The organism is Pseudomonas sp. NPDC089743 (assembly GCF_044748785.1).
In the GTDB taxonomy this organism is placed as follows: Bacteria; Pseudomonadota; Gammaproteobacteria; order Pseudomonadales; family Pseudomonadaceae; genus Aquipseudomonas; species Aquipseudomonas putida_X.
On the sequence record NZ_JBIVGS010000002.1, the window covers coordinates 605953 to 630000 of the forward strand.

Sequence of the window (24048 nt, forward strand, 5' to 3'; positions counted from 1 at the left end):
GGCCTGGTAAAAGGTTCCCTACCCTACCGCATCGGACGGCCCAATGCATGGCCGGCCCGATCTCGCTATACTCCTCGCCCTAGAACGCGCCCAAGGCCAGCCCATGCCCCGCCTCTGCAAGTTGTTGCTGCCGCTGTTGTTTGCCGCTGCCCTCACCGCCTGCGACCAGAAACCGACCCGCGAAGAGCAGATCGTGGCCATGCTGCCGCTGCAGGAAGCCTACGAGCACAACATAGACCGCATGGCGTCGCTGCTCACCCGCACTCACCCGCAACTCGACGAAGAGACAATCCGCAGCGTGCTGCGCAAGCACCTCACGGTCGAGGACCAGCGCCAGGACCTGTTCAAGCTCTACAGCGAAAAGAACTTCAGCGACGCCGAGTTCGCCACCATCGTCCAGGTCACCCGCGACCCCGCCAAGGCCCAGGCCCTGGAGCAGACCGAGGACGGCCAGCGGCTGAGCGCCAAGCTTACCCGGCTGATGCGCGAGACCGCACGCGACGAGAAGGCCCAGGCGCTGGCACAGAAGCGCTTGCAGCAGGTGGAGGACGAGCTGAATGGGTTGTAACCGCGCAGTACTGTAGGCGCTGCGACCCTCTCACTGGGAGTGGCGCAGGCGCACAGCGAAGCTGACAGGCGTTCAATGGCGGCCACCCGTCGGTTGCACGGCACCTCCCACCCCGCCGGCCAGCCGAAGATTGGGTAATCACTTTACTGGAGATCACCATGAAACGGTTGACCCATCATGCGCTGCTGCTCGCCCTTTGCCTGGGCGCCGGCACATCCGCCGCCTTGGCGGCGACCGACATCAACGACAACGGTAACTCGCCCCCAGGCCCTGGCACGATGGCAGTCGACAAGGGTGGTGCGACGGGCGCGGGTGTGCCTGCCGATGCCACCGGCAGCGGAACGGGCAGCAACGACACCGACAACACTGGCGGAGATGGCACTACCAAAGGCGCGCAGAGCAGTGGATCCCAGGGCTCCGGTGGGGCTTCAGGCTCTGGCAGTGGTAGCGGCGGTAGTGGTAGCGGCGGTAGTGGTAGCGGCAGCAGTGGAAGCGGCGGTAGTAGTAGCGGCAGCAGTGGAAGCGGGTCAGGGAGCGGCGGCTGAGCAGGTCCCGCGGAGGCCGGGTTTATCGTGACCAGATGTAACGGTCGCTGTCATAAAACTGTCGTGTATTGGTCATAGGATTGACCCCAACCTGACATTTCTCTCTTCATGGATGAGCGTCCAATGCGTCGTGTGGTTTTCAATCAGAAAGGTGGCGTGGGCAAATCCAGCATCGCCTGCAACCTTGCCGCCGCCAGTGCAGCCGAAGGTTACCGCACGTTGCTGGTGGACCTCGACGCACAGGCCAACGCCACCTACTACCTCACTGGCCTGGCCAACGACGCCATCCCCGCCGGCATCGCCGACTTCTTTCGCCAGACGCTGTCGCCCGTCACCGCTGCGGGCAAGAAGCACCGCGTGGCAATCACCGAAACCCGTTACCGCAACCTGCACCTGGTGACCGCCAGCCCCGACCTCAGCGACTTGCAGAGCAAACTGCAGAGCAAGTTCAAGATCAACAAGCTGCGCAAGCTGCTGCTGGCGCTGAGCGAGGATTACGAACGGATCTATATCGACACCCCGCCTGCGCTCAATTTCTATACCCTCAGCGCCTTGGTGGCGGCTGAGCGCCTGTTGATCCCGTTCGACTGCGACAGCTTCTCGCGCCAGGCGCTGCACAGTGTCATGGCCCAGGTCGAGGAACTGCGCCTGGACCACAACCCCGCGCTGCACGTGGAAGGCGTGGTGGTCAACCAGTTCGCCGGCCGCACAGCATTGCATCAGACGTTGGTTGACCAACTGCGCAGCGAGGGCATGCCTGTGCTGCCGGTGTATTTGAGCAGCTCGATCAAGATGCGAGAGTCGCACCTGGCGTCGGTGCCGCTGGTACACCTGGCACCGCGGCACAAACTGGCGATGGAGTTCGTCGACCTGCTGGACGTGCTGGAGCGGGCGGCCTGAGCTGCAGCCGCCGCGGCAGGCTCAGGCCGATATCACCGAGCCGATGAAATTGGCCAGCTCGGCCGTTTGCGGTGCAGCGAACACTTCACGCGGGTTACCCACTTCATGCACCTTGCCATGGTGCATGAACACCAGCTTGTCGCCCACTTCGCGGGCAAAGCGCATCTCATGGGTGACCATGATCAAGGTCATGCCTTCGCTGGCCAGCTGGCGCACCACGCCCAACACCTCATTGACCAGCTCGGGGTCGAGCGCCGAGGTGATTTCGTCGCACAGCAGCACCCTGGGCGACATGGCCAACGCCCTCGCGATCGCCACCCGCTGTTGCTGGCCACCGGAAAGCCGATCAGGGTAGGCATCGAACTTCTCCGCCAGGCCTACCCGCGCCAGCATCTGTTCAGCCAATTGGCGCGCTTGAGCCCTGTTGGCCTTCTTCACCACCTGGGGCGCGAGCATCACGTTCTCGCCCACGCTCAGGTGCGGGAACAGGTTGAACTGCTGGAACACCATGCCCACCTTCTGCCGCAGGGAACGCAGGTCGGCGCGGCCGGCATCGAGGTACTCGCCGTCCACTTCGATCACGCCATCGCTGATCGACTCCAGGCCATTGAGGGTGCGCAACAAGGTACTTTTGCCCGAGCCGCTGCGGCCGATGATCGCGACCACCTCGCCCTCTTCGATGCTCAGGTCGACGCCCTTGAGCACATGGTTGTCACCGTAGTATTTGTGCAGCGCGGACACTCTAAGCAGGGGCATGCAGCCTCCTTTCCAGATAACGGGCGCTCAGCGAGAGCGGGTAACAGAGGATGAAGTAACCCAGCGCAACCAGGCCATAGACCATGAACGGCTCGAAGGTGGCGTTGGCCAGCATGCCGCCGGTCTTGGTCAACTCGGTGAAACCGATGATCGAGGTGACGGCAGTACCTTTGACCACCTGCACCGAAAAGCCCACGGTCGGCGCGACGGCGATGCGCAACGCCTGTGGCAGGATCACATGGCGCAGTTGCTCCATGCGGCTCATTGCCAGGCTACCGGACGCCTCCCACTGGCCGTTTGGAATGGACTCGACACAACCACGCCAGATCTCGGCAAGAAACGCACTGGTGAACAGGGTCAGGGCAATGGCTGCCGCCATCCAGGCAGACACATCCAGGCCGAACAAGGCAATGCCGAAAAACACCATGAACAGTTGCATCAGCAATGGTGTGCCTTGAAACAGCTCGATGTAACCGCGCGCCAGGCCACGCAGCCACGGCCATTGAGAAATGCGGGCGACCAGCACCAGCAGCCCGGCCAAGCCACCGCACAAGAACGCCACCAGCGACAACAGCAAGGTCCATTGCAGGCCGATCAGCAGGTTGCGCAGGATGTCCCAGAAGGTGAAGTCCATTAGCGTCTCCCCATCAGCAGACGTTGCCCCAGCCATGCCAGCAATTGGCGCAGAGCGATGGCCATGACCAGGTAGAGCACGGTGGTCAGCAGGTAGGTTTCGAATGCGCGGAAGTTGCGCGACTGGATGAAGTTGGCGGCGAACGACAGCTCCTCGGTGGCGATTTGCGAGCACACCGCCGAGCCGAGCATGACGATCACGATCTGGCTGGTCAGTGCCGGCCATACCTTGGCCAGGGCCGGCTGCAGCACCACATGCCGAAAGGCCTCGAAGCGGCTCATGGCCAAGGCCGCGGCAGCTTCCAGCTGGCCTTTGGGAATGGCCTGAATGCCCGCCCTGATGATCTCGGTGGAGTAGGCCCCCAGGTTGATCACCATGGCCAGCACCGCCGCCTGCCACTCGGTCAGGCGAATGCCCAGTGCCGGCAGGCCGAAGAAGATGAAGAACAGCTGGACGATGAAGGGTGTGTTGCGGATCAGTTCCACGTACAAGCCAAACAGCGTGTCGAAGGGCCGCACACGCCAGGCGCGTACACCCGCGCCGAGCACGCCGATGGCCACGCCCAGCAAGGTGCCGACCGCCGTAAGCTGCAGGGTGAACCAGGCGCCCTTGAGCAACAAGGGGGCCTGGGCCAGCACAGGGGCGAAGTCGAATTCATAGGCCATGGTGGCAGGCTCCGGGTACAGCTCAGAGGTCGGCCGGCAGCGGCTGCTTCAGCCATTTTTCGGCATTGCGATTAAGGCTGCCGTCAGCCTTGGCGGCTTCGAGCGTGGCGTTCACTCTGTCCAGCAGCGCCGGCTCGTTCTTGGCCAGCCCCACATAGACAGGCGAGTCCTTGAGCTTGACCTTGACCACAGGCACCTTGGCCGGGTTCTTCTGGGCAATGGCGGCCATTACCACGCTGCCGCTGGCGATCAGTTCGACCTGGCCGGAGAGGTAGGCGGCGATGGTCGAGTTGTTGTCTTCAAAGCGCTTGATCACCGCGCCCTTGGGCGCTACGGCGCTCAGTTCCATGTCCTCGATCGAGCCGCGGGTAACGCTGATGGTCTTGCCAGCGACAGCGTCGATACCGGCGATGTCCACCTCGGCCGGGCCGAACACGGCCAGGTAGAACGGTGCATAGGGCCGGGAGAAATCGATCACCGCCGCACGTTCCGGGTTCTTGCCGAGGCTGGAAATCACCAGGTCGACCTTGCCGGTGGTGAGGAACGGGATGCGGTTGGTGCTGTTTACCGGGGTCAGGGCCAGCTTCACACCCAGCTTGTCTGCCAGCAGTTGTGCCGTGTCGATGTCCAGGCCACGGGGTTTGAGGTCTGGCCCTACCGAGCCGAAGGGGGGGAAGTCCTGGGGCACTGCCACCTTGAGCACGCCACGGGCGCTGATGTCGGCCAGGGCATCAGCCTGGGCGGCTGGCAGCACGAGGGCGCTGCTGCAGAACAGGCTGGCCAGGAACAAGGTGCGGAATGTCTTCATGGTGTGGCCTCGCAGGTAACCAGGGAAAGTGTGCTGGCTGGCCAGTGCACGGGCCATGCCAAAAACCCTGCGGCCCCTGGTACAACGTGCTCAAGCCCTGTGCTGAACGGTCTTACTGGTCTGAACAGTTGCCTGGCCGTGCGCCTGAGCTGCCGTCGTCACGCCCCGCTTTTGTGCAAGGCCGCATTCGCCTGCTTCAGGGCGGAGCAATGCTTGCAAGCGGCTGTCAATGGCCGTAAAAAGCCAAGGTCATCGCCCTCCGACCGGTCTGAACAGTATGCTCGACACCCTACCCCGCGCCGTCCCCGAACAGGCCCTGCAAGGCATCCGCAAATTGATCGAAGACGGCGGCTATCAGCCCGGCGATGCGCTGCCCTCGCAGCGCGACCTTGCCGAGCAGCTGGGGGTCAGCAGGGCCTCTCTGCGAGAAGCGCTGTCCTCGCTCAGCGCGCTGGGCTTGGTGAGCGTGCAGCCGGGTAAAGGGGTGTTCGTGCAAGCGCCAACGCCTTCGGCATTTGCCTGGCCTTATGCCGAACAGGTTTCGGCGAGCGACACCTTCCAACTGCGCTACGCCTTGGAGGGTTTCGCCGCTGGGCAGGCGGCGCTGGCGCTCACCGCTGACGACATCGATCGCCTGGAGCTGAACGTGGAGGCGATGCATCAGGAGTTGCGCGCGGGCCGCTTCGAAGCCGCCGCACGGCTGGATTTCGCCTTCCACCAACAGTTGCTGCAAGCCTGCGGTAACCACGCCATGCTGCAGGTGATCACCGCCAGCCAGGAGATCTTCCTGGAAAGCCAGAAGCTGCCCTTCATCCGCCCGGAACGGGCGATGGAAACCTGGCAGGAACATCGCAAGATCCTGCGCGCCCTGGCCCGCCGCTCACAGGCGGCGGCGCAAAAAGCGATGCAGGAGCATATTCGCAACGCGGCTTCGCGCACCGGGGTGGTGTTCTCGGTTTAACCCCCGCTGACTGCCGAGGCTTGGCCACCCAAGGGTCTCACGCGGTCAAAACAGATATCTGGGCGTCGTCCTCGAAAAAGCGCCCTTTCGCTCACACCGGTTTACTGCCTGCAACAACAACGACGACGCGGCCAGACCGCCTCGCTAATCCGCCAGGCTGCCTTTGAAACCGGAGCGTATCCACATGTCCGCATCTCACGAGGTATCCCCCGCCACCCTGCGCCGGGTCATCGCCGCCTCGGCCATCGGCAACTTCGTCGAATGGTTCGACTTCGCCGTCTACGGCTTTCTCGCAACGATCATCGCCAGCCAGTTTTTCGCCAGTGGCGATGCCAGCGTGGCCTTGCTCAAGACCTTCGCCGTTTTCGCCGTGGCCTTCGCCTTGCGGCCACTGGGCGGGATCGTGTTCGGCGCACTGGGTGACCGGCTGGGACGCAAACGTATCTTGTCACTGACCATCCTGCTGATGGCCGGCTCCACCACACTGATCGGCCTGCTGCCGACCTACGCCAGCATCGGCCTTGCCGCGCCCGCGCTATTGACCCTTGCGCGCTGCCTGCAGGGGTTCTCGGCAGGCGGTGAGTATGCAGGTGCCTGTGCCTACCTGATGGAACACGCACCGCAAAACAAGCGGGCCTTCTATGGCAGCTTCGTGCCCGTGTCGACCTTCTCGGCCTTCGCCTGCGCGGCGGTGATCGCCTTCGGCCTTGAGGCGAGCCTGTCGGCCGAAGCGATGGCGGCCTGGGGCTGGCGCATACCGTTCCTGGTGGCTGCGCCGCTGGGCCTGGTGGGCCTGTACCTGCGCTGGCGCATGGAGGAAACTCCAGCGTTTCGCGAGGCCATCGCCCAAGGCAAGACCCATGAGCATTCGCCACTCAAGGACACGTTGCGTAACCATGGCCGGGCCATCCGCAACCTGGGTGCCTTCATCTCGCTCACTGCGTTGTCCTTCTATATGTTCACCACCTACTTCGCCACCTACCTGCAGATGGTCGGCAACCTGACACGCGCCCAGTCGCTGCTGGTGACCACGGTAGCGCTGGTGTTCGCCGCCATCGGTTGTCCGCTGGCCGGCGCGTTCTCCGACCGCGTCGGGCGGCGCAAGACCATTGGTTTCACCTGCCTGTGGGTGATGGTGTGTGTATTCCCGGCCTATTGGCTGGCCAGTTCCGGGTCAGTGCCCGCCGCGCTGCTGGGGGTCATCCTGTTGGCGGTAGGCGCACTGTCCAGTGGTGTGGTGACCGCCGCATTGCTGTCGGAGAGTTTCCCGACCCACACGCGCTACACCGCTTCGGCGATTACCTACAACGTGGCCTATACGCTGTTTGGCGGCACCGCACCGTTGGTGGCGACCTGGCTTATCGGGCAGACCGGTAGCAGCCTGGCACCGGCGTTCTATCTGGTGGCCATCGCGCTGGTGGCGCTGGTGGGCGGGTTGGCGTTGCCGGAAACATCGCGAATATCGTTGCATGAAGAGACCCCTGACGGTGAGGTGGGTCGCGGGGTTGCCAACAGCCTCTGAGATGTGGGGCTGCATTGCAGCCCCATAGCAGCGACAAGCATCGCTTTCAAGGGGCGCACCCGCGCTGAAAACGCCGTGTTCGGGGTTCGATAATCGCCCACTTTCCACGCTGCGACACTCAACCCAATTGACGAAACTAACCAGGTGGTACAAACATACGGGCATTCAACAACAACAAAGTGATGCCCGCCATGAAGCCCCTTATCCTCGTGCTCAACGGCCCCAACTTGAACATGCTGGGTACTCGCGAGCCTGCGCAGTACGGCCGTGAAACCCTTGCTGACCTGGCCCAGAGCTGCGCAGACACCGCGCAGGCCCACGGCCTGGAAATCGAATTCCGCCAGACCAACCACGAAGGCGATCTGATCGACTGGATCCACGCTGCCCGTGGTCGCTGCGCCGGTATCGTGATCAACCCCGGTGCCTGGACCCACACTTCGGTGGCCATCCGCGACGCGCTGGTCGCCAGCGAGGTGCCGGTGATCGAAGTGCACCTCTCCAACGTGCACAAGCGCGAGCCGTTCCGCCACCTGTCGTTCGTCTCCTCGATCGCGGTGGGTGTGATCTGCGGTTTGGGCAGCCACGGCTACCGCATGGCTCTGGCGCACTTCGCCGAAATGTTCCAGGAGCAGCCAGCATGACTCAGCCGGCCATCCTCGCCGGCCTGATCGGCCGTGGCATTCAGCTGTCGCGCACCCCTGCCCTGCATGAACATGAAGGCGATGCGCAGGACTTGCGCTACCTCTATCGCTTGATCGACGCAGACCAGCTGCAACTGCAAGACAGCGCCTTGGCGCAATTGCTCGAAGCGGCCCAGCACACCGGCTTCACTGGGCTCAATATCACCTACCCGTTCAAGCAGGCGATCCTGCCGCTGCTCGACGAGCTGTCCGACGAGGCCAGGGGTATCGGTGCGGTCAACACCGTGGTGCTCAAGGACGGCAAGCGTGTGGGCCATAACACCGACTGCCTGGGCTTCGCCGAAGGCTTGCGCCGCGGCTTGCCCGACGTCGCGCGCCGGCAGGTGGTGCAGATGGGTGCGGGCGGTGCTGGCTCGGCTGTGGCCCATGCGTTGCTGGGCGAAGGTGTCGAGCGGCTGGTGCTGTTCGAAGTGGATGCAGCGCGCGCCCAGGCGCTGGTCGACAACCTCAACGGCCATTTCGGCGCAGGCCGGGCCGTTGTGGGCACGGACCTGGCGGCCGAGATTGCCGAGGCGGACGGGCTGGTCAACACCACGCCGGTCGGCATGGCCAAACTGCCGGGCACACCGCTGCCGGTCGAGCTGCTGCATGCCCGGCTGTGGGTGGCGGAGATCATCTATTTCCCACTGGAAACCGAGCTGCTGCGTGCGGCACGGGCACTGGGCTGCCGCACCCTGGATGGCAGCAACATGGCCGTGTTCCAGGCGGTGAAAGCGTTCGAACTGTTCAGTGGCCGTCAGGCTAATGCCGAGCGCATGCAGGCGCATTTCGCCAGCTTCAGTTGAGCCCGTTACCGTCCCTTTCGCGGGTTTTAACCGCGAAATGGACGGTAAACACCTCAGTCTTTTTCATCCAGCAACGCCTTTATCAACGTCTCCTGCCCGTCGTAGTCACCTTCGCCAACGTGCACATGCCGCACCTGGCCCTGGCGATCGACGAAGTAGTGCGCCGGCCAGAACTGATTACCCCAGGCATTCCACACCCGATGTTCGTTGTCCACCGCCACCGGGTAGGCGATTTGAAGGCTGGCCACCTTGTTTTTCAACTGACCGACGTCATGCTCGTAGTCATACTCCGGCGTATGTACGCCCACCACGACCAGCCCCTGATCGGCGTAGCGCCGCGCCCAGTCGTTGACATGTGGCAGGCTACGCTGGCAGTTGATGCAGTCCCACGTCCAGAAGTCCACCAGCACTACCTTGCCCTTGAGTTGCGCGGCATCCAGCGCTGGCGAGTTGAGCCACTCACTGGCCCCCGACAGCGACGGCATGGCCCCGTAACTGCCGCGGGCCGCCAAGTGGCCGGCCAGCCCCAGGCCAAGGAGCGCCAAGGCCACACCGCCCACTTTCAGCAGCATGCGGCGCTCAGTTGTCATGGCAGCCACTCGTGGCATAGGTACGGTATTGCAGGCTTTGACGCTGGCCTTGGGAGTCGAGGTAGTCCATGCGGGTATTGACCAGGCCACAGGCATCGCTTTGGTCATCCTTCACCGACAGCACTTTGTGTATGTCCAGCCGGTCGCCATAGCGGTACTGCATGACGCTGGCATCCTCCATCGGCTGTGTGGTTGCCTGGGCAGCCAGGGCGCCGAGGCTGAGGACAGCGAACAGGTTGGCGCTGGCGAGGGTTTTCACGTTCATGGCATCTCTCCTGACAGCTTCTGAGGGTGGGGAGTGGTGCTCCCCGGTCAGAGCCATTTCACGCGTGCCAGGTATCAGGCATGTGTCGCCTGACCCTGCGCCCTGCCTCCTGCTGTATCTGTCGCACGGCCAGATACACTGCAATACAAACCTCTGCAGGCAAGCTCATACCTGCTCGGTACACTGCGCTCATTCCCCTTGCACAGGACCCCACCGATGGAACATGTCGATCACATCCTGATCGTCGACGACGACCGTGAAATCCGCGAACTGGTCGGCAATTACCTGAAGAAGAACGGCCTGCGCACCAGCATCGTCGCCGACGGCCGGCAGATGCGAGCTTTCCTGGAAGCCAACAGTGTCGACCTGATCGTGCTCGACATCATGATGCCGGGCGATGACGGCCTGCTGCTGTGCCGTGAGCTGCGCGCCGGCAAGCACCGCACTACGCCAGTGCTGATGCTGACCGCGCGCAACGACGAGACCGACCGCATCATCGGCCTGGAGATGGGCGCTGACGACTACCTGACCAAGCCATTCTCAGCCCGCGAATTACTGGCCCGCATCAACGCGGTGCTGCGCCGCACCCGCATGTTGCCGCCCAACCTGACCATCAGCGAAAGCGGCCGCCTGATCGGTTTCGGCCAGTGGCGCCTGGACACCACCGCGCGCCACCTGCTTGATAGCGCAGGCACGCTGGTGGCTCTCAGTGGCGCCGAATACCGCCTGTTGCGCGTGTTCCTCGACCATCCACAACGGGTGCTCAGCCGCGAACAGTTGCTCAACCTGACCCAAGGCCGCGAGGCCGATATCTTCGATCGCTCCATCGACCTGCTGGTCAGCCGCCTGCGCCAACGCCTGGGCGACGACGCGCGCGAACCCAGCTGCATCAAGACGGTGCGCAGCGAAGGTTATGTGTTCTCGCTGCCCGTGCAACTGCTCGAGTCGCCATCATGAAGTGGCCGCGCACCCTCGCCTCGCGCCTGGCGCTGATCTTCATCACCGGGCTGGTGCTGGCCTATGGGCTGTCGTTCAGCCTGCAGGCCTATGAGCGCTTTATCAGCAGCCGCTCGATGATGCTCAGCAACCTGGAACAGGACGTCGCCACGTCAGTGGCCATCCTTGACCGCCTTCCCGCTGCTGAACGCCCCGCCTGGCTGCCCCGCCTGGAGCGGCGCACCTACCGCTATCGGCTGGACACTGGCGTGACCGGCGCGGCGATGCCAAGCGATGACCCACCCATGGCTGCCGATTCGATCGTCAAGGCCATCGGCAGCCAGTATCGCCTGACCTTCCAGGAGATACCCGGCCCGAACGCCCACTTCCAGGCGCACCTGCGTCTGGCCGACGGCGCGCCGCTGACCATCGATGTCACCCCGGCAGCCGTGCCGATCGCCACATGGCTGCCGCTGGTGTTGCTCATACAGCTTGCCGTGCTGCTGTTCTGTACCTGGCTGGCCGTGCGCCTGGCCATCGGCCCGCTGACCCGCCTGGTCAAGGCGCTTGACGACCTCGACCCGGACAAGCCCGGCATGTTGCTGGACGAAAGCGGCCCGCGCGAAGTGAAATATGCCGCCGTCGCCTTCAACGCCTTGCAGGCGCGCATCGCTGCCTATCTCAAGGAGCGCATGCAGTTGCTGGCAGCGATTTCCCATGACCTGCAAACCCCGATCACACGCATGAAACTGCGGGTCGAGGTAATGGACGAGGGTGTGGAGAAGGACAAGTTATGGCATGACCTGGATGCCATGGAGCATTTGGTCCGCGAAGGCGTAGCCTACGCCCGCAGCATGGATATCAACACCGAGCCGCCCTGCCGCATCGACCTCGACGCGTTCCTCGACAGCGTGGTGTTCGATTACCAGGACAGCGGCGCGCAGGTCGAGCGCCATGGCACTACCGGCCGTTTGCTGGAAACGCGCCCGCATGCGCTGCGCAGGGTGTTGATCAACCTGCTTGACAATGCCCTGAAGTTCGCCGGCAAGGCTCAATTGGAGGTCAGCCATGAGCAGGGACGTATCCTGATCCGCGTGCTGGATGAAGGGCCTGGCATCCCCCAGCAAGCGCTCAGCGAAGTGCTCAAACCATTCTACCGGGTGGAAAGCTCGCGCAACCGCAGCACCGGCGGCACCGGCCTGGGCCTGGCAATCGCCCACCAACTGATCCAGGCCATGGGCGGGCAATTGGTCCTCAGCAACCGCCAGGGCGGCGGCCTGTGCGCACAGATCGAGCTGAAGTGAAACCCTGCAGGCCTTGACGCGGCGCTGCGCGCCTGACTGCAGGGGTGACATTGCCCTACACCTCATGTCACTCCTTTCTGATACACAACACAGCCTGCACCGACACACTGCCGGTACGTCGTACCGCCACACTCCCGGTCACACTTTGACACACCGGGAGATTTTTTCGATGAGAGCCATCGCCCTTCCCTCTGGCTGGGGGCTGTTCGCCGCCCAGGCCGGCCTGCTCATGACCGCCATCGCCCTCAGGCTCACCGCCAAACTGGCGCTTTACCAGCGCCGCAACGCCACCGCTCTTTCCTGACGGAGTAGCACAGCCCATGACCACGCTAAAACGCACCTCGAGCCCCCTGGACTGCCTCGCAGGCTGGGGAGCGGATTTGCCATTACGGCTGTTTCTGGCCTGGGAATTCTTCGAATCCGGCCTGGAAAAATTCAACGGCAGCAACTGGTTCGGCGATATACAGGGGCGCTTCCCCCTGCCCTTCAGCCTGCTGCCAGCGGAGTTGAACTGGCACCTGTCGATGTGGGCCGAACTGGTCCTGCCGTTGCTCCTGCTGCTAGGCCTTGGTACACGGCTGGCGGCGGCGGGGCTGGCATTGGTAACCGTGGTAGCGATCGTTGCGCTGCACTGGCCTGCACACTGGTCGGACCTGGCCGAACTGGCCAAGGGTTACGCCATCACCGATCTAGGCTTCGGGGCCTACAAGCTGCCTCTGATCTACCTGGTTGCATTGCTGCCCTTGCTGCTCAAAGGTGCCGGTAGGCTAAGCGTTGATCACTGGATCAAACGGCACATCGCGGCGCAGGCCAAGGCAACCTGAAATGCAAAGGGCCCGGACCGTAAAGCTCACGAGCCCTTTGTGTTTCGCCAAGCGTGATACGCGTGGCGGATATCAGTCTTCCAGTGGCTTGGGCGGTGCTGCCGGCTTGGCCGGTTTGGCGGGTTTGCTGTCCTTGGCCTTGGGCTCCGCTGCCGCAGCGACAGGCTCCGGTGCAGTCATGGCCTTTTCGCTGGCTGGCAACTCATCGACTGCTTTGATGATGGCCTTGGCGTCGATCTTTTCGTTTGTTTCGTCATCCTTGAGCATGTGGCGCTCACCATCCTTGCCAATCAGGATGACCTTGGTGCCCTTGCTGGCACCAAGCTTGAGCTCACGTATCAGCGCCATGGTGGTCTGCTGCTCAAGGTTCTTGTCGTCACGCTTGCCCATCATTCTGGCGACGCTGTAAACCACCAGGCCACGCTCCTTGAACGCGGCCTGAGTGGCAGGGTCTTTCAAGTCCCTGTTCAGCCCCTGCAAGGTCGGGTCGGCGGTACTGGGGGCAATGATCACCAATGGCCGTGCCTTGCCCAGTTCCTTGGCCAGCGGAGCGTCGCTGTCGGCGGCGAACAGGGGGCCGGTGACGGCGAGCAGGGTGGCGAGGGTCAGTGACCGGACGAGCATACGCATCTCCTTATTGTCTCGATAAACCAATGACTACAGATCACGGAGAAAAATCCGACCCGGAGCCTAAACCACTTCGAACATCAGAGGGCCAGGGAAAAGTAACTGGCGGTTTCCGATGAGGCGCGATGCCAGGATGGCAGAATTTTCGCAAACAGCCGATGCCCAGATTCAGCATAGCCCAAAGCCACTAACGGCAACCTTGCGCGCCCTGTTTCGCTCACCTGAGGGGGCGCTTAGCCGGCACTTAGAACAGCAACAGTTGGCGGTCGGTCAACGCTGCAAAGTCATCACCGACAAAGGGCAGGATGGCATCGGCCACAGGCTGTAGCTGGCGGCTGAGGTAGTGGTCGTAATCGATCGGCGACTGCAGGTTTTCCATGGGCTCTGGGCCGGCCGTGGTGATCACGTAACTGATCCAGCCGCCATTCTGGTATTGCCGGGCACGCCCAAGCCGGCTGTTGTACTCATCAGCCAGGCGTGCGGCGCGCACATGCGGCGGGACATTGCGCAGGTAGTCGGCCAACGGGCGACGCAGGCGTTTGCGGTAGATCAGCAGCTCATCCAGCTCACCTGCCAGGGTCTGCTGCACGAACCCGCGCACATAGTCACGATAGGGCTGCCCCCGGAAAATCCGCCCGTACAAGGCCTGCTGGAACTGCCGGGCCAAGGGCGACCAATCGGTGCGTACCGATTCCAGGCCTTTGTACACCATGTCTTCGCTGCCGTCGGCACGCTGAACCAGGCCGGCGTAGCGCTTCTTGCTGCCCTCGTCGGCGCCGCGGATGGTCGGCATCAGAAAGCGCCGATAATGGGTCTCGAACTGCAACTCCAGCGCGCTTTCCAGGCCCATGGTTTCACGCAGGTGCTGCCGCCACCACTGGTTGACCTCGGCCACCAGCGCGCGGCCGGTGCGCGCCGCAGCCTCTTCATCATGTGCACCCTTGAGCCAGACGAAGGTAGAGTCGGTGTCGCCGTAGATAACGTCGTAGCCGCGTGCCTCGATCAGCGCGCGTGTCTGGCGCATGATCTGGTGCCCGCGCATGGTGATCGAAGACGCCAGGCGCGGGTCGAAGAAGCGGCAACCGCTTGACCCAAGCACCCCGTAAAACGCATTCATGATGATCTTGAGTGCCTGCGATAGCGGTGCGTTGCCTTCACGCTTGGCCTCCTCCCTGCCCTGCCACACCCGCTCGACGATGGCGGGCAGGCAATGCCGGGTGCGCGAGAAACGCCCGCCGCGAAAGCCTTCGACGGCGTGCACGTCATCCGGCTGACGCAGGCCTTCGACCAGGCCCACCGGGTCGATCAGGAACGTCCGGATGATCGAGGGGTACAGGCTCTTGTAGTCGAGCACCAGCACCGAGTCATACAGCCCTGGGCGCGAGTCCATGACAAAACCGCCCGGGCTGGCCTCATCCGGGCGACTGCCCAGGTTGGGCGCGACGAAGCCCAGCCGATGCATGTGCGGGATGTACAGATGACAGAACGCTGCCACCGAGCCACCGCTGCGGTCCACCGCCAGCCCAGTCACCGACGAGCGCTCCAGCAGAAACTCCAACAGCCGGGTATGCGCAAAAATCCGCGTCACCAGTTCGCAATCCTTGAGGTTGTAACGCGCCAACGACGGCTTGTCCTCAGCAAACATGCGGTTGATCTCGTCCATGCGCTGGTAAGGCGTATCAATCGCCTTGCCTTCCCCCAGCAAGGTCTGCGCGACGTTTTCCAGGCTGAACGAAGGGAAGCTCCAGGTGGCCGAGCGCAGCGCTTCGATGCCATCGATCAGCAAGCGGCCGGGCGCATCTGCAAACACGTGGCCCCGGTTGGCGTGGGCGCGCACAGTCATGGGCGCACCGTTACGCCCCAGGTTCAACGGCACCTGCAGCAGCTTGGCGTGCTCATGCAACAGGCGCAGGTCGAACTGGACCAGGTTCCAGCCAATGATCGCATCCGGATCGTGCCTGGCCATCCACTGGTTCAGGCAGTCGAGCATGGCCGCCCGGTCGTTGCAGTAATGCAGGTCGAAATCCACGGCGTCGGGCTGGCCATTGGCAGGCCCAAGCATGAATACCTGCCGCTGCCCGCAGCCTTCCAGCGCGATGCTGTACAACTCGCCGCGCTCGCTGGTCTCGATGTCCAGCGACACCAGGCGTAGCGGCGGGCGAAAGTGCGCCAAGGGTTTGAGCTGGGCCTCGCAGATGACACCGTGGGCATCAGGCTGACCAGTGAATTGCACGGCGGCGGTGATGAAGCGCTCCATCAGGTAGCGCTCGGGCGGGCGAATATCCGCTTCGAACACCTCGACACCGGCACCGCGCAAGCGCTGCTCCAGTTGCATGAGTTGCCGGTGCTGACGGCAATACACGCCCAGCACCGGACGATGTTGGAAGTCCTGCAGGCGCAGGGGCCTGATTTCCACACCGGCCTCGCCCGCCAGCAACAGCCGCGCGTGTTCGACCTGCGATTGCAGGATGAACGCCACCGACTCCTGCGGGGCCAGACGCAACAGCCGCGGCCCCTGGTCGGTGGCCAGCCAGAACTCCACGCAGGTGCCTTGGGGCGTGTCATGCCAATGCCGGGTCAGGACAAAGCCCTGCTGCAACTCCACTGCGTTGTCCTCGGTGCTACGGATAGGTCGAATGGGAGGATTCTACCCGTGCGCGGGGTGGCTGTGCGGGCAATCAGCCATACAGGTAGTTGATATCCTTGTACGCCAACGGCGGCACCTGCCCCAGCAGAAAGTCACGCAGCTTGTGCATTTGCCGCGCCTTGGGGCTGGATTTGAGCCAAGTCATGTAATACCCGTCCCCGGTCGCCACGGCATGCTTGAACGGGGTGACCAGCCGCCCTGCGGTAAGGTCGGCACTGGCCAGCACCAGGTCGACCACGGAAATGCCCAGCCCCTGCTGGGCCGCAGAAATGCCCTGGTCGAGGGTGTCGAACACCTGGCCCTGATCGATGCTTATGTCCAGGGCATCCATGCGCGCCAGCCAGCGCCGCCAGTCGCGCCGGTCCGGTGAAGGGTGCAGCAGTTCGCACTGGCGCAGGTCACCCAGTGCCGGCTGCTCATGCGCCATATAGTCTGGGTGGCACACCGGGATCAGCCATTCGTCGAACAGCTTGAAACTCTCGATGTCGGCGGCGAACCGGCCGTTGGACAGGAGAAAGGCGCAGTCGTAAGGCTCGGAGTAGAAGTCCACCGTGTCGATGTCCATCCACACGCTCGACAATTGGACGCTGCAGCTGTCATCGACTTTCTTGAAGGCATCCAGCGCCCTCAGCAACCAGCGCACCGTCAGCGTCGAGGGCGCCTTCAAGCGCAGGCCGTAGCGGTCCTGACGCAGCAGTGCACAGGCGTTCTCGATGATCTTGAAGCCGACTTTGAGCTCCTGGGACAGCAGGCGCCCATGCTCGGTGAGGCTCAACTTGGGCCCACGTCGCTCGAACAGGTCGCAGCCGAACAGGCTTTCGAGGGTCTTTATGTGGTGGCTGACGGCGCCTTGGGTCAGGGCCAGCTCTTCGGCCGCGCGGGTGAACGACCCGTACCGTGAGGCCACCTCGAAGGCACGCAGCGCGTGCAAGGCCTGGATCCGTTCCGACATGATGCCCCCGAAGCATGAGTGAGACTAATGGCAGGTCATAGTACCACGCGTTTTACAACGCCAGGTACGCCCCAGAAAATGCAGGTAAACAACAAAGATAAGCCAATAACCTGCCTGCATGTGTCTTGAACGTTCTACTCATTAAACGCCTGGGGAAATCATGTTTACGGGTTATGGAAACTGCTATCGCCTGGACGCGCTAGAGCTGGCCGCTGAACATGTCCGGAACACGCAGCACTGGACGCACAAAACGATACAACATTTTCGCACCATCCTCGCCAACCCCGACTTTCCATGCCTGTTCGGGCGCAAGGCGGTGGCCGGTGAATCCTGCCACATCCTCTTCGCCCGCGCTGAACAGCTCGCCGATGACATCGCTCAAGGGCTGGCCGAATACGTGCGCACCATAGCACCGGTGCCGGTCAAGCAACGCATCGGCAGCCCGCTGGTGGTGTTTCTCGAAACGGCCGCCGACAGCAACCTGGCCGAACAGCAGGCGCTGGCCTGGAAGGTGCTGCGCGGGGTTCATGCCCGTGACCCGCACCCGTGGCCGCAAGCGATCCCAGCCGACCCCCACGACAGTGGCTGGTCGTTCTGCTACGCCGGCATGGCGCTGTTCATCAACATGAATTTTCCCGGCCACCATCAGATGAAAAGCCGCAACCTGGGCAATCACATCACCTTCGTCATCAACCCGCGGGAAAACTTCGACGAAGTGGCCAATGCCGCCACCGAGAGCGGCAAGCGCATCCGTGCACGCATCCGCGAACGCGTGCAGCGCTACAACGACGGCGTGATGCCCGACAGCCTGGGCTTCTTTGGCCAGGCCGACAACTTCGAATGGAAGCAATACCAACTGCAGGAAGCAGGCTCGCTCAACCCATCGCGCTGCCCCTTTCATGCCCACGTCCACGCAACACCAGACACCCAGATCGAGAACTGACCGTGAATACCGCACTGACCGCTACCTACGCCCTGACCGTACTGCTGCTGATCGCCACACCCGGCCCGGTCGTGGCATTGATCGTCAACACCGCCGCGGCCTCTGGCTCACGCAAGGCCATGTTCACCGCTGTCGGCACCAACTGGGCTTCCCTGGTGCTGATCGGCGCCGCGGCCTGGGTCATCCTCACCAGTGCAGCGATCGACAAGGCCTGGCTCAGTGGCATGAGCCTGCTCGGCTGCCTGTTCATTGGCTACATCGCCGTAGGCACCTTGCGCGAATGCCTGCAGGCGCCTGCCTGCGAGGCGCTTGAGCATCCGGCAAGAGCCGGGCGGGGCGGTTTGTGGCAAGGGTTCATGGTCGGTATTTCCAACCCCAAGGACATCATTTTCTTCATCGCCTTCTTCCCACAGTTCATCCAGATCACCGAATCGTTCGGCAAAAGCATGATGGTGCTGTCCCTGCTGTGGGTGGCCATCGACTTCGCCGTGCTCAGCCTTTACATCTTTGCCATCGGCAAGATCGCCTCGCAGCGTAGCAACCGGGTGATTTCGCTGGCCTCGGGGGTTGCCCTGTTGCTCATCGCAGTCGGTGGCCTGGCCTACAACATCAAGGAGCTGGCGGGCTGACGCCTCGGTGCGACGCCACGCCGGACAACAAGGAGCGCCCATGAACCCGTCCAGTAGCGCAACATTCGGCCCGGGCCTGCCTGCGCCACTGTCGCTCGACTACCAGCGTTTCCTGCAACTGGGCAGCCGCCGTGCCCCGCACACCCTGCATGTGCACGAAAGCGGCTACCGTTCCGGCACCATCAACACCGATGCGCTGGGTTTGCGCTACAGCCATTGCGCCGGCAAGCGATTTTCGGCCGGCGAATATGGCGGCACCGGCCGTGTCAATTTGCTCGTCGGCGGTTCGACCGCCTTGGGGATCGGTGCCAGTTCCGATGAGCATACGGTGGCCTCGCACCTGTCGATGCTCACCGGGGAGGTGTGGTTGAGCCTCGCTGGCTGTGGGCTCAATGCCAGCCAGGAACTGCTGCTGTTTCTCACCCACCAGCATCGCTTCAGCGAAATCGGCCACGTGGTGGTGCTCAGCGGCCTCAACACCTTGGCCCACGAGGGCCTGGGCGAAATGCTAGGCGGCCCGCACGCTGCGCTGCATGCCAAGGCCTATCAGAACTACCTGAACAGCTTCAACGAAGGCGCGCTACCTGCCAGCCCGGCACGCCGGGACTCGCTGTGGCAACGCCTTGGCCAGGCCCTGGCCCCGCGTCGGCAGGTGCCGCCCCCTGCCTGGCCATTATCCGCCCCACAGAAACGCCTGGCACACGCTGCCGACTGCATCGGGCGTACCTTGAGTCAATGGGAACGCTTGCTTGCCGACAGCCACGCCACCCTCACCTTCATTCTCCAACCGCTGCTGCCGTGGTGCCGTGAAACGCTGCCTGCCGGAGAGCGAGCCATGCTATCGGCACTGGAACAGCAACCGACCAACTTCGACCGGCTGCTCGAAGGCGCCTTCGACAGTCAGCTGCACATGGCCTTCTTCAGGCGCATCAAGAGCCAGGCGGATCCGGTGCCGTGTTACGACATGAACAGCATGCTGAGCAGCTCCCCTGCCTTCGGGGCCGAGCTGTTCATCGATCGCTTGCACCTGAACGATCTGGGCAACGATGCACTGGCCAAGGTCATCACCGCCAAACTGGGCCTGGCCCAGGAAAAACATGCCCAACGCAAGGTCGCCCCGGTCAAGCTCGTCTGACAAATGTGCGTTGCCCTTTCGGTAGCACCATCCGGTTGGCTAGAATAGGCCATCGTTCCGATACGCTTGAGGCGCACGTGTACTTGTGATGAACACCCGAGCCGACTACCAGTATCTTTCTGCTTATCCGGGCTGCGGTGCCAGTGGGGCCTGCCTGTGAGTGGTTTCGCCCGCGTGCCCGCACTGCTCATCTCGCTGATGCCGTTTGCCGCACAAGCGCTCGACGTGCGAATCGACCCGCATGCCGACTTGCTGTATCGCCAGGCCCTGCCACTGCTGGAGCAGGCCGATAATCCAGAGGATGACGGCAACACCCTGCGCACTGCCATTGGCGGCGACCCGGAACTCAAACGCCAGGGCCAGGCCATGGCCCGCACGCTGCCAACTGCGGTAGCCCTGCTTGAAAAGTCAGTGGAGCTCGGCCATCCCGTGGCCCAATACCGCCTGGCCCTGTACTACACGACCTACCTGCCTGCGGCGCAAATCCCTGATGCTGCCTGCCCGCTGCTCAAGGCCAGCCTGCAGCAGGGCTTTGCCCCGCCCGCTACGGCGATCGCCACCTGGTGCCCACCGTATAACGCCAGCCCCCGTTACCGCGAGGCGCTCGAAGCGATACCAGGCATGGCCACGCTGTATGCGCCCTACTACCCGCAACCGGCCACACGCCTGGCTTGCAGCCGCAGCCAGCCACAAGGTCTGGAAATGCAGTGGGGCCGCCAACGCGACTATCAGGCTGAGGTGTATCGGTTGCTGGGCGACCTGGACCCACAGCATCGCCGGGACTTGCTGCAAAAGGCGGTGGAGATCAATGGTTGCGCAGCAGCACAACGGCGGTTGACCAGCCAGCGTTGATCATTGCTACGGCAGTGGCAAACCAGCAAGATCGTTCAAGCCACCTGGCCCACCCTCTGGCATGCTGCGCTGCCGAACAACAGTGTTGCAGCCATCATGCAAAGCAGTCCGCCCATCGCTCGCCAAGCTTTTCTGCACGGCGCCATCGCCATTCTTCCGTTATCACTGGCCGTCGCGCCTTGGGGCCTGCTGGCTGGCTCGATGGCCATCGAGGCCAACCTCAGTGCCTGGGAGGGTCAGGGCCTGTCGGCGATCGTGTTCGCGGGCGCCGCGCAACTGGTGGCCATCGGCATGCTCAAGGGCGGCGCCAACCTGCTGTCGATCTTGCTGACCACCCTGCTGCTGACCTCGCAACATCTGCTTTACGGCTTGTCGATGCGCCCGGTGCTGTCGAACCAGCCGCTGCGCTGGCGCCTGGGCTTGGGTTTCCTGTTGACCGATGAGTTCTTCGCCTTGACCAGCCACTATGACCAACAGCAATTCAACCGCTGGTACGCGCTGGGAGTCGGCCTGACCTTCTATGTGGCCTGGAACCTGTTCACCCTGGCCGGGATCGTGCTGGGCCAGAACATCCCGCACCTGGACCAGCTGGGCCTGGATTTTTCCATTGTCGCCACCTTTGTCGCCCTGATCGCCCCACTGGTGCGCAACCTCGCCACGCTAGTGTGCGTGGCGGTGGCGCTGTTCTGTTCAGTGCTTTTCAGCTACTGGCATTGGGAAACCGCGCTGGTGGCCGCCGGCCTGCTGGGCATGGCTGCCGGTTTCGTCTGCCAGAAATTTTCCGGAGGCCGCGTATGATCTGGCTACTGATCTTCGCCATGGGCGCCGTCGTCTTCCTCAATCGCTACGCGTTCCTGGAGCCGCGCCTACCGCTGCGCCTGAGCTCCAATGCCCGGCAGTTTCTAGGCTTTGCCGTGCCGGGCATGCTCACCGCGATTTGCGGGCCAATCGTCTTCCTGCCCGGCCATCAGCTGGACTTGAGCCCGCTCAATCCCTACCTGCTGGGGGCTGTAGTGGCCATCGTGCTGGTGCTGTTGACCCGCAGTGTATTGCTGAGCATGCTGGTGAGCATGTTGATCTTCTTCCTGCTGCGCAGCTGGCTGACATGAGCACGCCCCTGCGCGAACAGACCCACCTTTGGCAGGCGCCCGCCCTGGGCGATGTCGAGATGTTGCATGCGCGCTACATTCAGCAACGCTTCGCCCCGCATGTTCACGAAGGTTATGTGTTCACCGTGATCGAGTCGGGTGCCCAGCGCTTCTGGCACCGCGGCAGCGAGCACCTGGCGCCGGTGGGCAGCATGGTGCTGATCAACCCGGACGAGCTGCATACCGGCGCTACCGCCCATGAGGCTGGCTGGCGCTACCGCGGGTTCTATCCGGACCATGAACGGGTGACCGGGGTGCTCGACGAGCTGGAACTGGGCCGCCACGGCATGCCCAGCTTCAAGGACAGCGTGATCCAGGACCCGGCCCTGGCCATCGCCTTCAGCAAGCTGCATCAGCTGTCCGAAGCCAGCGCCAGTGCCCTGCAGCAACAGACGGCCTGGCGCCAGGCGGTTCTGGCCCTGGTTCAACGACACGGGCAATGCGCTGAACCCGCGCCCCCTGGCCACGAACCACTGGCCGTAGCCCGCGCCCGCGAGCTGCTGGAGAGCCAACTGGCAGAGCCGCCATCGCTCGAAGCGCTGGCGGGCGCGGTCAATCTATCGCCGTTCCATTTCGCCCGGGTGTTCCGCCAAGCCACCGGCCTGCCGCCGCATGCCTGGCTCAAGCAACGGCGCCTGGCCCGCGCCCGGGAAATGCTCAAGCGCGGCCTGGCTGCGACCGACGTGGCTTTCAACCTGGGCTTCGCGGACCAGAGCCACCTCAGCCGGCAATTCAAGCAAGCCTTTGGCGTCACCCCAGGCGCCTATCGCACCGCCTGCCTGCACGGGTAACTGCTGCTACACTGACTAGGCTGAATTGGAGGTTCCTGCCATGTCCGAAAGAGAGCTCACCACCCTCATATCGTTGATGAACCAGCGCCAGGCCTGCCTGAGCAGTGCCTGCAAAGAGATCGCCGACTGGATCGACCGGCAGGGTGATGTGCCTGCCGCTGGCAAGATCCGCGCGAGTCTCAAGGCCCTGGAGGCCGACGAAGCCCAGGTCCGCAAGACCTTGACCTCGCTGACCCTGGAACGGCCCTTGCCACGTTTTCGTAGCTGAATGAAGTGGGGCCGCTTAGCGGCCCCGGGTCAATCAGTGCTTCATGTGCATGTGGTCGTGCCCGCCGCCCATCTCGGCGTTGAGCGCCCGTACCTCTGCCTGCACTTCCAAGGTTTCCTTGCCACCCTTGGCATCTTCCACGGTCAAGGTCAGCGGGACTTTGTCGCCTTCCTTCACCTGCTTCGTCAAACCCATCAACATCACGTGATAGCCATTGGGGTCCAGGCTCACCGGCTTGCCGGCGGGCAACTGCACGGCTTCGACCTGCTTCATGCCCATCACATCACCGTTCATGGTCATCTCGTGCACTTGCACAGTCTTGGCCACTGGCGATGCCACCCCTGTCAGCTTGCTGTCGCTGCTGGCAGTCAGGGTCATGAACGCACCGGTGGACTGCTGGTGCGGTACGCTGGCACGTACCCAGGCATCACTTACGGTGGTCTCGGCCAAAGCCGGCAGCGCCAGCCCCAGCAAGGCGATAGCGGCCAGGCCGCGCTTGAACGGGTGCAGTGAAACAGCCATTAGCAGATCTCCATCAGGGTGACCAGGTCTTCGGCGCATTCCTTGGCGTTCAGGGAATGGCCCAGGCTCAGGCGCAGGGTGCCACGCGTATCGTAGACGTAGCTGGTGGACGAATGAGAGATGGTGTACGTGTCACCGGCCGGGACTTTCTCGTAGAACACCTTGAACTCCTTGGCCACCTCGGCGATTTCCTCCGGCGTACCGGTAAGGGCCATGAACGAGGGGTCGAAGGCCTTGACGTAGGCGTCGAGCACCTCGGGGGTGTCGCGCTCAGGGTCCAGGGTGATGAACACCACCTGGAACAGCTCGCGGTCGCGGCCACGGAGCAGCTTGCGGATTTGCGCCGCGCGCGCCAGGGTGGTCGGGCAGACTGCCGGGCACTGGGTGAACCCGAAGAAGATCATCGGCATGCTGCCGTAGAAGCTCGACAGGGTGACGACGTTGCCCTTGGTATCCTTGAGGCGGAACTTGCGCCCCAGGATTTCGTTGCTCATGTTCTTGCCGTACTCGAACTCGAGCCCTCGGGCCGGGTTGCAGCCTGCCAGCAGGCCGAGCCCGAGAACGCCCATCCCGGCGACAACTGCGCGCCGGGTCAACAGATCATTCATGGAACCATCCTTTAAAGGGAAGGTGCCGACCCTCGGGACGGGCCGGCCGAAAAACCGGGGCATTCTGGCATGACACCCCAAGCGGTTCTACCCGACCAAGGCGGTGGTGGCTTGCAGCCCTTTAAACACGGGCTGCGGCCTGTTGTCGCAGGGGTTGAATCC

At 63.2% G+C, this 24048-nt stretch carries 30 protein-coding genes; 19 read left to right on the forward strand and 11 right to left on the reverse strand.

All coding sequences use genetic code 11. The annotated features are described in order from the left end of the window. Positions 1-103 precede the first annotated feature (103 nt). From ACIPZC_RS06290 to ACIPZC_RS06300, 3 genes are all read left to right on the forward strand, one after another. Entirely contained in the window at positions 104-568 is a 465-nt protein-coding gene (locus ACIPZC_RS06290) for a hypothetical protein (protein WP_241803381.1), read from the forward strand. A gap of 158 nt (positions 569-726) precedes the next feature. After that, positions 727-1113, forward strand: a complete 387-nt coding sequence (locus ACIPZC_RS06295) for a hypothetical protein (RefSeq protein WP_400625639.1) — start codon at positions 727-729, stop codon at positions 1111-1113. Positions 1114-1236: 123 nt separating this feature from the next. After that, positions 1237-2013, forward strand: coding sequence for a ParA family protein (locus ACIPZC_RS06300; RefSeq protein ID WP_267822727.1), 777 nt, complete (start codon positions 1237-1239; stop codon positions 2011-2013). Positions 2014-2034: 21 nt separating this feature from the next. Here the strand turns inward: ACIPZC_RS06300 and ACIPZC_RS06305 are convergent, their stop codons facing one another. From ACIPZC_RS06305 to ACIPZC_RS06320, 4 genes are read right to left on the reverse strand one after another with little or no spacing between them, the layout of a single operon-like run. Next, a complete protein-coding gene (locus ACIPZC_RS06305) occupies positions 2035-2769 on the reverse strand; it encodes an amino acid ABC transporter ATP-binding protein (RefSeq protein WP_400625641.1) in 735 nt (244 codons plus the stop codon). Next, entirely contained in the window at positions 2756-3403 is a 648-nt protein-coding gene (locus tag ACIPZC_RS06310) for an amino acid ABC transporter permease (protein ID WP_400625643.1), read from the reverse strand. Before ACIPZC_RS06310 ends, ACIPZC_RS06305 begins: the two co-directional genes overlap by 14 nt. After that, positions 3403-4068, reverse strand: a complete 666-nt coding sequence (locus ACIPZC_RS06315) for an amino acid ABC transporter permease (RefSeq protein ID WP_349974465.1) — start codon at positions 4066-4068, stop codon at positions 3403-3405. The genes ACIPZC_RS06310 and ACIPZC_RS06315 overlap by 1 nt, the downstream gene beginning before the upstream one ends. 22 nt (positions 4069-4090) lie before the next feature. Further along, positions 4091-4876, reverse strand: coding sequence for a transporter substrate-binding domain-containing protein (locus ACIPZC_RS06320; protein WP_400625791.1), 786 nt, complete (start codon positions 4874-4876; stop codon positions 4091-4093). A gap of 277 nt (positions 4877-5153) precedes the next feature. Here ACIPZC_RS06320 and ACIPZC_RS06325 point away from each other — a divergent pair, with 277 nt between their 5' ends. The 4 genes from ACIPZC_RS06325 to ACIPZC_RS06340 all read left to right on the forward strand — a co-directional run bounded on the left by ACIPZC_RS06325 (position 5154) and on the right by ACIPZC_RS06340 (position 8845). Then, positions 5154-5837: a FadR/GntR family transcriptional regulator gene (locus ACIPZC_RS06325; protein ID WP_267822721.1), complete on the forward strand. Its 684-nt coding sequence runs from the start codon at positions 5154-5156 to the stop codon at positions 5835-5837. A 184-nt stretch (positions 5838-6021) separates the two neighbouring features. Beyond that, positions 6022-7359 (forward strand): MFS transporter, encoded by a 1338-nt coding sequence (locus ACIPZC_RS06330; protein WP_400625646.1) that lies wholly within the window; start codon positions 6022-6024, stop codon positions 7357-7359. 191 nt (positions 7360-7550) lie between these two features. Next, entirely contained in the window at positions 7551-8000 is a 450-nt protein-coding gene (gene aroQ, locus ACIPZC_RS06335; protein ID WP_241803372.1) for a type II 3-dehydroquinate dehydratase, read from the forward strand. After that, entirely contained in the window at positions 7997-8845 is an 849-nt protein-coding gene (locus ACIPZC_RS06340; RefSeq protein ID WP_349974466.1) for a shikimate dehydrogenase, read from the forward strand. Before aroQ ends, ACIPZC_RS06340 begins: the two co-directional genes overlap by 4 nt. Before the next feature lie 53 nt (positions 8846-8898). Here the strand turns inward: ACIPZC_RS06340 and ACIPZC_RS06345 are convergent, their stop codons facing one another. Both ACIPZC_RS06345 and ACIPZC_RS06350 read right to left on the reverse strand, forming a co-directional pair. Next, complete coding sequence (locus ACIPZC_RS06345) at positions 8899-9435, reverse strand: thioredoxin family protein (protein WP_400625648.1); 537 nt, start codon at positions 9433-9435, stop codon at positions 8899-8901. After that, entirely contained in the window at positions 9425-9700 is a 276-nt protein-coding gene (locus ACIPZC_RS06350; RefSeq protein WP_400625650.1) for a DUF2790 domain-containing protein, read from the reverse strand. Before ACIPZC_RS06350 ends, ACIPZC_RS06345 begins: the two co-directional genes overlap by 11 nt. A 216-nt stretch (positions 9701-9916) precedes the next feature. On the opposite strand from ACIPZC_RS06350, the gene ACIPZC_RS06355 reads away from it, so the two are divergent. The 4 genes from ACIPZC_RS06355 (at position 9917) to ACIPZC_RS06370 (ending at position 12764) form a co-directional block, all read left to right on the forward strand. After that, entirely contained in the window at positions 9917-10657 is a 741-nt protein-coding gene (locus ACIPZC_RS06355; RefSeq protein WP_400625652.1) for a response regulator, read from the forward strand. After that, positions 10654-11940, forward strand: coding sequence for a sensor histidine kinase (locus ACIPZC_RS06360; protein ID WP_400625654.1), 1287 nt, complete (start codon positions 10654-10656; stop codon positions 11938-11940). The genes ACIPZC_RS06355 and ACIPZC_RS06360 overlap by 4 nt, the downstream gene beginning before the upstream one ends. 169 nt (positions 11941-12109) lie before the next feature. Then, the gene (locus tag ACIPZC_RS06365) at positions 12110-12244 is read left to right on the forward strand and encodes a hypothetical protein (protein WP_400625656.1); all 135 of its coding nucleotides are present in this window, start codon (positions 12110-12112) and stop codon (positions 12242-12244) included. Positions 12245-12260: 16 nt separating this feature from the next. Further along, a complete protein-coding gene (locus ACIPZC_RS06370) occupies positions 12261-12764 on the forward strand; it encodes a DoxX family protein (protein WP_400625658.1) in 504 nt (167 codons plus the stop codon). A gap of 72 nt (positions 12765-12836) precedes the next feature. Here ACIPZC_RS06370 and ACIPZC_RS06375 read toward each other — a convergent pair whose 3' ends face one another. The 3 genes from ACIPZC_RS06375 to ACIPZC_RS06385 form a co-directional block, all read right to left on the reverse strand. After that, on the reverse strand, positions 12837-13388 hold the full coding sequence (locus ACIPZC_RS06375; RefSeq protein WP_400625660.1) for a DUF4174 domain-containing protein: 552 nt from the start codon (positions 13386-13388) through the stop codon (positions 12837-12839). Positions 13389-13635: 247 nt separating this feature from the next. Continuing rightward, positions 13636-15996 carry a DNA polymerase II gene (locus ACIPZC_RS06380; protein WP_400625662.1) on the reverse strand — a complete coding sequence of 787 codons (2361 nt, stop codon included), beginning with the start codon at positions 15994-15996 and terminating at the stop codon, positions 13636-13638. 73 nt (positions 15997-16069) lie between these two features. Then, the gene (locus ACIPZC_RS06385) at positions 16070-16990 is read right to left on the reverse strand and encodes a LysR substrate-binding domain-containing protein (RefSeq protein WP_400625664.1); all 921 of its coding nucleotides are present in this window, start codon (positions 16988-16990) and stop codon (positions 16070-16072) included. A 160-nt stretch (positions 16991-17150) separates the two neighbouring features. On the opposite strand from ACIPZC_RS06385, the gene ACIPZC_RS06390 reads away from it, so the two are divergent. From ACIPZC_RS06390 to ACIPZC_RS06425, 8 genes are all read left to right on the forward strand, one after another. Further along, entirely contained in the window at positions 17151-17933 is a 783-nt protein-coding gene (locus ACIPZC_RS06390; protein WP_400625666.1) for a YqcI/YcgG family protein, read from the forward strand. Positions 17934-17935: 2 nt separating this feature from the next. Then, complete coding sequence (locus ACIPZC_RS06395; RefSeq protein ID WP_400625668.1) at positions 17936-18562, forward strand: LysE family translocator; 627 nt, start codon at positions 17936-17938, stop codon at positions 18560-18562. Between the two features lie 40 nt (positions 18563-18602). Further along, positions 18603-19697: a hypothetical protein gene (locus tag ACIPZC_RS06400; RefSeq protein WP_241803360.1), complete on the forward strand. Its 1095-nt coding sequence runs from the start codon at positions 18603-18605 to the stop codon at positions 19695-19697. Between the two features lie 198 nt (positions 19698-19895). Next, positions 19896-20549 (forward strand): sel1 repeat family protein, encoded by a 654-nt coding sequence (locus ACIPZC_RS06405; RefSeq protein ID WP_400625793.1) that lies wholly within the window; start codon positions 19896-19898, stop codon positions 20547-20549. A 96-nt stretch (positions 20550-20645) separates the two neighbouring features. After that, a complete protein-coding gene (locus ACIPZC_RS06410; protein WP_400625670.1) occupies positions 20646-21347 on the forward strand; it encodes an AzlC family ABC transporter permease in 702 nt (233 codons plus the stop codon). Then, complete coding sequence (locus ACIPZC_RS06415; RefSeq protein ID WP_349974478.1) at positions 21344-21658, forward strand: AzlD domain-containing protein; 315 nt, start codon at positions 21344-21346, stop codon at positions 21656-21658. The genes ACIPZC_RS06410 and ACIPZC_RS06415 overlap by 4 nt, the downstream gene beginning before the upstream one ends. Continuing rightward, positions 21655-22488: an AraC family transcriptional regulator gene (locus ACIPZC_RS06420; protein WP_241803357.1), complete on the forward strand. Its 834-nt coding sequence runs from the start codon at positions 21655-21657 to the stop codon at positions 22486-22488. The genes ACIPZC_RS06415 and ACIPZC_RS06420 overlap by 4 nt, the downstream gene beginning before the upstream one ends. A 40-nt stretch (positions 22489-22528) precedes the next feature. Continuing rightward, positions 22529-22756, forward strand: coding sequence for a hypothetical protein (locus ACIPZC_RS06425; protein ID WP_012313790.1), 228 nt, complete (start codon positions 22529-22531; stop codon positions 22754-22756). A gap of 33 nt (positions 22757-22789) precedes the next feature. Here ACIPZC_RS06425 and ACIPZC_RS06430 read toward each other — a convergent pair whose 3' ends face one another. Then, on the reverse strand, positions 22790-23278 hold the full coding sequence (locus ACIPZC_RS06430) for a copper chaperone PCu(A)C (RefSeq protein WP_349974479.1): 489 nt from the start codon (positions 23276-23278) through the stop codon (positions 22790-22792). Further along, the gene (locus ACIPZC_RS06435; RefSeq protein ID WP_349974480.1) at positions 23278-23886 is read right to left on the reverse strand and encodes an SCO family protein; all 609 of its coding nucleotides are present in this window, start codon (positions 23884-23886) and stop codon (positions 23278-23280) included. Before ACIPZC_RS06435 ends, ACIPZC_RS06430 begins: the two co-directional genes overlap by 1 nt. Positions 23887-24048 lie beyond the last annotated feature (162 nt).